The sequence below is a fragment of the Mesorhizobium sp. WSM4813 genome (assembly GCF_055811555.1).
Genome location: NZ_JBVVQU010000052.1, coordinates 42,832 through 49,442, shown reverse-complemented (window position 1 = coordinate 49,442; position 6,611 = coordinate 42,832). Strand labels below are relative to the sequence as shown.

General features: G+C 60.6%; 5 protein-coding genes and 1 pseudogene. 2 read left to right on the top strand and 4 right to left on the bottom strand.

Annotation, left to right across the window (positions count from 1 at the left end):
- Positions 1 to 132 precede the first annotated feature (132 nt).
- Positions 133 to 862: pseudogene (locus AC0L25_RS25265) on the top strand (transposase family protein); the annotation flags it as partial.
- An 84-nt stretch (positions 863 to 946) separates the two neighbouring features.
- On the opposite strand, the gene AC0L25_RS25260 reads toward AC0L25_RS25265, so the two are convergent.
- The 4 genes from AC0L25_RS25260 to AC0L25_RS25245 are packed head-to-tail and all read right to left on the bottom strand — an operon-like array spanning position 947 to position 4,460.
- On the bottom strand, positions 947 to 1,999 hold the full coding sequence (locus AC0L25_RS25260) for a UDP-glucuronic acid decarboxylase family protein (protein WP_473598010.1): 1,053 nt from the start codon (positions 1,997 to 1,999) through the stop codon (positions 947 to 949).
- Positions 2,000 to 2,056: 57 nt separating this feature from the next.
- Complete coding sequence (locus tag AC0L25_RS25255; protein ID WP_473598009.1) at positions 2,057 to 3,016, bottom strand: glycosyltransferase family 2 protein; 960 nt, start codon at positions 3,014 to 3,016, stop codon at positions 2,057 to 2,059.
- Positions 3,013 to 3,171 (bottom strand): hypothetical protein, encoded by a 159-nt coding sequence (locus AC0L25_RS25250; RefSeq protein ID WP_164759731.1) that lies wholly within the window; start codon positions 3,169 to 3,171, stop codon positions 3,013 to 3,015. Before AC0L25_RS25250 ends, AC0L25_RS25255 begins: the two co-directional genes overlap by 4 nt.
- Positions 3,168 to 4,460, bottom strand: coding sequence for a glycoside hydrolase 5 family protein (locus AC0L25_RS25245; protein WP_051695241.1), 1,293 nt, complete (start codon positions 4,458 to 4,460; stop codon positions 3,168 to 3,170). The genes AC0L25_RS25250 and AC0L25_RS25245 overlap by 4 nt, the downstream gene beginning before the upstream one ends.
- A gap of 344 nt (positions 4,461 to 4,804) precedes the next feature.
- Here AC0L25_RS25245 and AC0L25_RS25240 point away from each other — a divergent pair, with 344 nt between their 5' ends.
- Positions 4,805 to 6,460 carry a glucosamine inositolphosphorylceramide transferase family protein gene (locus tag AC0L25_RS25240; RefSeq protein WP_473598008.1) on the top strand — a complete coding sequence of 552 codons (1,656 nt, stop codon included), beginning with the start codon at positions 4,805 to 4,807 and terminating at the stop codon, positions 6,458 to 6,460.
- Positions 6,461 to 6,611 lie beyond the last annotated feature (151 nt).

Below are 6,611 nucleotides of genomic sequence, written 5' to 3'. Positions count from 1 at the left end.
CTGTTCTCGCCAGTTGAATGCAGAAACTACTTCACAGCAGCAGGGTATGGACTCACTTGAACGTCCGATGCTCTAGCTGAGGTGGTGTTAGGCGCGCGTCAGAACAACCGACTCCAAGTGGCGGCAACGACGCGGACTTCGGTCGCCGATCTTCCGACTGGTCCGAAAGCCCGCGATCGACGGTGCTCTCGGTCGAGGAGGAGGCGGTCATGGTCGCTTTCAGGCGCTATACGTTGCTACCGCTGGATGATTGCCTCTATGCGCTCCAGCCGACCATCCCCCATTTGACACGATCTTCATTGCACCGCTGTCTGCAGCGCCACGGCCCTCACCTAGGCAATGTCGACGTGGAAGTAACCGCTCGGGTAGCTCTTGAACTTCTTCTTCGCCGGCTTGTCGCCTTCGACATTCCGGCAGGCGGGCGCCTGCACGAGAAGGCCACCACCGCCATCTCGAGAGACTTCCTGCTGCGGCTGATCGCGGCCGTCCCTTACAAGATCCACACCAAGCCCCGGCGCCGGAGGGTCGGCAGTGCCGCTGATCAAGGAGGCGATCGCAAACGGCGAACGCTTCTGGGCCATGCCTTCGAACTGGCCTGCGCCAGGAACGACATCGAGCACCGCACGACCAAGGCCAAGCATCCATGGACCATCAAGGACGCCACCGTCAAACGCTTCTACTACGAGAAACACGACCAACTCCGCCGGCATCTCGCCGACTTCATCGCGGCCTACAACTCGGCCGAAGACTCAAGGCCCTCAAGGGTCTCACACCCTACGAGTTCATCTGTAAGTCATGGGCCACTCAGCCCGAGCGCTTCCACACTCATCCGCTCCACCAGATGCCGGGACTCAACATCTAGGGGCATAGACCGTCGCGACGCAGCTTCGGGGCGCCGGAGATTCGGTCGACAGTCGGAATGCCGAAGCTCACGATGTGCGAGTGGTTATCCAGATGAAAGGAAGTCGCCAGCAATGGAATGGAACCGTTGTTTCCGCTCTTCGAAAGCGATCACTTGTGGCTCCTCCTGCGATCGTGATCGGCGTGCCTGGTCGCTGCGAAAAAATGCAACGGTTGGCTTCAGCCCGCCTTTCAGTGCCATGGTCGGTTGCCAGCCCAATTCGGCTTTGGCGAGGGATATATCGGGTCGGCGTTGTCTTGGATCGTCGCCGGGTAACGGCAAATTGACGAGTTTTGACGACGAGCCGGTTTCAGCGAGCACCAGTTCCGCAAGCTCTCGGATGGTGAATTCCCCATCATTTCCAAAATTGACTGGTCCCGTGAATGAAGCTCGACTGTCCATGAGGCGTACAAGACCATCTATTAGGTCATCAACGTAGCAGAATGAACGAGTCTGGTTGCCGTCACCGTAAAGCGTAATCGGCTCGCCGCTGAGTGCCTGAACAATGAAATTGGAAACAACTCGACCGTCAGCCCGATGCATCCGGGGGCCGTATGTGTTGAAGATGCGCGCAATTTTGATTTCAAGGCCGCACTGTCGGTGATAATCGAAAAATAACGTTTCGGCGCAACGCTTTCCCTCATCATAGCAGGACCGAGGACCAATGGGGTTCACATTGCCCCAATAATCCTCGGTTTGAGGATGAACCGCAGGGTCGCCGTAGACCTCACTTGTTGAAGCCTGCAGAATTCGGATTTTGAGCCGCTTGGCGAGGCCCAACATATTGATCGCGCCTTGCACCGACGTTTTTGTGGTCTGCACCGGATCGTGCTGATATTGGATGGGCGATGCAGGGCAGGCCAAGTTGTAGATTTCGTCGACTTCGACGTATAAGGGAAACGTGATATCGTGGCGCAGAAATTCAAAGCGCGGGTTCGCGTGTAGATGTTCAATATTGTACTTGGTTCCCGTGAAGAGATTGTCGACGCAGAGAATCTCATGACCATCGGAGAGCAGTCGATCTATTAGGTGGGAGCCCAGAAAGCCGGCTCCTCCGGTGACCAAAACGCGTTTGCGACTCTCATAAATCCGTGGCATGTGAATCTCCTTGCGAAATGATAGGCTGACGCTGCATTGTGCCAGTAGCGGCGAGAGTCACGTCCTGGACGTAACGCCCTTTTGTTCCGTGGCTATCTTTGGACCCTGCGAGATGGCGGCCCATGCCCGTGCCTGCGTGTAAGCAATTGAAGTAGTCGCCAATCCGACAAAGATGGCGAGCGCCTGACCGATCTTGCCAGTCGCTGCGTATTCGAGGATGGAGCGCCCCAGAGTAAGGACGTAAAGCCGCTCGGAATCCAGCCCGTCCTTAGTCCCCGCTAAGCCTACGAGTGCCGCTTTGGAGGTCCCCTCCATGCGGCACCGATGGAGGAAATACTTCCAGGTCGTGCGTTCCGCTGTAACCACATGGCGAACGCTGGCCTCGGGTTTGTATATCCATATGCCTCCTATTTTTTTTGTGGCGCGGATACAAAACTCGGTGTCGTCGCATGTATTGGCTGAGCCCCTACCGCCGCCGATGCGTCCCATTTGACCGGCAAACCCGCCGCAGCCATGCAGCACTTCGGCGCGCACAGACATGTTCGCGCCTATCACATTACGCACTTCGCCACCATTTCGTACCCGCATTCCGCGATAGGTGCAGCCGATGATCCAGTTGAATTCAGGTGGGAACCACCAGGGCCGAGGTTTGCGCCATAGAGGCTCAATGCGTCCGCCGACGCCAAGCACGCGCGGATCGGCGTAGGGCACCAGCAACTCTTCTAGCCAGCGCTCATCGGCGATCGCATCGTCGTCGAGAAATGCCACGACCGGTGCGGTTGCCAATCCGGCACCCGTGACGCGACCGCCGCACAGTCCACGCACGTTATTGTTGGGTGTGACGACGATACCCTCGATCTCGCGCCGGGCTCGCTTCAAGAGAGCCTTATTGTTGTCGACGACGAGAATGATCTCGCGGGCAGGGCTGGTCTGGTTGCGCACCGACGCGATAGCCGCGTTCAAATCGTCCCAGCGATCGAGTGTGTAGGCGCAGATGACAACCGACGCATCGATCATGGCTGCTGGTTCCTTTCGCGGGCCTGTTGAATTGCGGCTGTTACGACGATATCGCGCGGGGCGCGCGTTTGGGTGCTGGCGGACCCGACCGCACGCTTCAACTCGTCCCAGCGGTCGAGCGTGCGCGCGCAGATCACGACGGAGACTTCGGTCATGGGACTTCCCGGATGGTTTCTGAGGCCCGGCGGGTCTCGCGGGTCTGCGCCGCCTGGGCCGTCGCGGCTTTGAGAATGTTCCAAATCGCGCTTCCGTCGTTGCGGATATCGAACTGGTCGTGTTCGTCGACTGGATAACGTCCGCTGTCCTGCCGGGATACCAGCCGCCACACCATCCAGCCGGCGCAGTTGCGATCACGCGTCAGCGTGTCGAGCCACATGGCGTAAGCTGCAGCCACGTTCTGATTGGAGCGGGCATAGCCGAATTCCTCCAGAAGCACCGGCTTCTTGGCGCGGGCGGCCAGCTGGCAGAACTCGGGGATCATCTCGTTGAATTGCTGGACCGTCAGCTTGTTATAGAGCGGGTAGCCGTGCCAGGTCCCAAAATCGAGAGTCGGGATCGTCAAATCGGCTAGCTTCGGGTCGAGAATGTTGGCATGCCCTGAGCTGACAAGGTGATTGGAATCGAGGGACTTGACGTAAGCCGACATTTCGCCAGTCCAAGCCAACCGCAAAGCCTCAGGCTGCGCATTGCCTTCGTTCATCAACTCCCAGGCCATGATGGTCGGATCATCCCGGTAGGCGCGCCCGGTGAGCGGGTTGATTCGCTGCACGACGTGGCTGACCCAGGTCCTGTAGTCGCGCTTCGTGCGCGGATCCTGGAAGAAAAACTCCGACTTCTCTTTGCTGAGGTCGGTGTTGTACTGGCTCTGCACGCCTGGGGCGTCCCGGCTCCCATACCAGGCCCGCATCTGCTGGGCGCCGCCTGTGAAGGCCCAGAAATCCAGGACGGCGATGATCAGCCTCAGGCGACGCTTGCCGGCCTCGGCGATGAGGAAATCAACCTTCTGCATGCCGTTGGCGCCGTCATTGATCGCCATCTTGTTTTGGCTCGGGTCCCAGTAGAGCAGGTACGTGCCCTTGACCGCGAGATTGCTGGCTTCGCCTTCAAGCCGCCAATCCCAGATCGTAGGCTTGCTTCCGTCGAGCGATCCGATCACCGGCTGGAGGAAGGTGCGGACCACATTGGCGCCCATCGCCACCGCGTCGTCGAGAACGCGGGTAACCTCATCCGGCGACCCGTAGGTCAGATAGTGGTTGTTTACGCCGGTCACGAAGAACGGCCTGCCGTCCAAGGTGAAGTTCGTTCCGGAAGTCTTGATGAAGGACGTTGCCGACGGATCGTCCGCGGCGCTCGCGACTGCCGGAACGGATACGAACGCGAACACGAGCGCACACAACCACGCCCTGCGCAGTCCGTATTTCGCCCGTTGCCATTCGATAATCATCCCTCCACATGACCCTTGCCGGAGGCACAGCACAAGAACCCCGAAGGATTACCTCCTCTGACCTCGCACAGCCCGGCGTCGTTCGGGCATAGTGGTGCTTGGCCGCTTCCAGCCGCTCGAGTATGGACCCGTGCTGTCAGGCATCTCCCAATCAAGTGTTCGGCTCCCCACATGGCGAGTCCCCGCAACCGCAGTAGGTGGAAACCATCCTCGCGTGGCGGCTTTCCATCTGCCGCCTTTGGCTCGCCGGCCCACGGCGGAGTCCAATGTAGGCGGATCGCCTGAGGTGGTCTTGTCAAAGCTGTGAGCTGGCGTCCTTTTGAAAATCCGCCGTGAGAACAACAATGCGCATATGCCTGAGTCTCGATCCGTCCCGGCTACTGCGGTGGCACCTCTGGCTGGCAGAAGCGCTCGCTGAGGTGCCCGGCAACGAAGTCTCTTGCGCTTTGGCGGCCGGTGGCCGCCCGCTGCCGTTAATCTGCCGTCTGCTGCTCGAACTCGAACGACTGGTCTATGGCTTTCGTGGGAACGGCGCCATCGACCCCGTCGAGGCGGCGCTGCGGTGCCTGCCGCCGCCTCAGGCCGACCAAGTGGATGTGGTGATCGATCTGGGCGGGGCGGAATCGCTGCCGGCGGCGCGGCGCGTGCTCACCCCGGTCTTCAACGGCGCACCCGGCGAGATCGGAATCGTGGCAGCCTGGTTGAATCATCAGGATCTACTCGTCGACCTGCATGACACGGCGCGCCCGTTGCGGCCGTGGACGGCGCGTCCGGCCAGTAGAGATCGTGAAGTGTTGGCAGCGAGGCTCGACAGCGCCCTTTCCTGCGCTGTGCCGCTGATCCTCAAAGCCCTGTTCGAGGAAACCGGTTCAGCTGCGTCCGGTACCCCCGGTCCACGGATGGCAGTGCCTTCGTTTGGCGCGCTTTCGGCGCTTGCAAGAGCGACCGGCACGGTTGCATCGAAGGCGATCAGGCTTTTGGACGTCCTGGCGAGGGGCGGCAGGATGTGGGGGATTGGCTGGCGCTTCGATGAATCGGCGAGCCTGCTCGACAAAGGCGAAGCAGCCTTCCGTGTGCTCACCGGAAATGCCGACAGCTACCTTGCCGACCCATTCCCGTTCCGGCACCAGGGGCAGGATTTCATTTTTGTCGAACAGTACCTCTACTCGAAGAACCGGGGGTGCATTGCGGTCGTGACAGTGAACCGGGACGGGACAGCCGGCGCATCCCGGATCGTCGTGGAGGAACCGCATCACCTCTCGTACCCGTTCGTGTTCGAGCAGGATGGGCAGATCTGGATGATCCCCGAATCGGGGGCGGCCAGAAATGTCAGCCTCTACCGGGCAGTGGAATTCCCTTACCGGTGGACGCGGGAGGCCTGCCTCATGGAAGGCATTGAGGGCTACGATACCACGCCGCTCTGGCATGCGGGCGGCTTTTGGTTTTTCGTCAGCCCAAGGTTGTGGAGGTCCACGTCCTGGGATGTCCTCAGCCTCTACCGTGCCGAGAGCCTGACAGGATCTTGGACGCCCCATGCGGCCAACCCCGTCCTGATCGATGCCAGGCTCAGCCGCCCCGCAGGCGCCGTCATCCGACACGGCGGACGCACGCTACGCCCGGTCCAAGACTGCGCGCGCGGCTACGGCGGCGCGGTGACGTTCTGCCAGATCGATGCGCTCGGGGCGTCGGAGTTTGCCCAGACTCCGGTCGGTCGCATTTGGTCCGGAGCGTTGGGGTGTCACACCTACAACCGCCGGTCTGGCTTGGAGGTGATCGACCTGTTCGGGCATATCCGGGGTTTGCGAAAGGTCACGACCTCCTATCGTTTGCTGGTACCCGACGCGCCGGTTCGGGACCGCGTGGGGTCTCGGGACCGCGTGGGCAGTCCCTCTCTTGGCCGGTCTCGTCCGGGTCAGCCACCCGAACCCAGGTGGTCGAGCGCAAGGTACCCCGCCTGCGAAGGGCCGTGGCGCGCCCGACCTTTCTCGGGCACAGAATAAGTTCGGAAATCACGGCCGAGTGAAGGAGCGAGCCCCACCTGCGCATCGCAGCTTCTGGCCAGTGGCAATGTCAGCGTTGCGATAGACGTTCATTTCTTCGCGCCGACGACCTTCGCTGCCTTCCGCACGGTTCGCTCAGTAGAAATTGTCG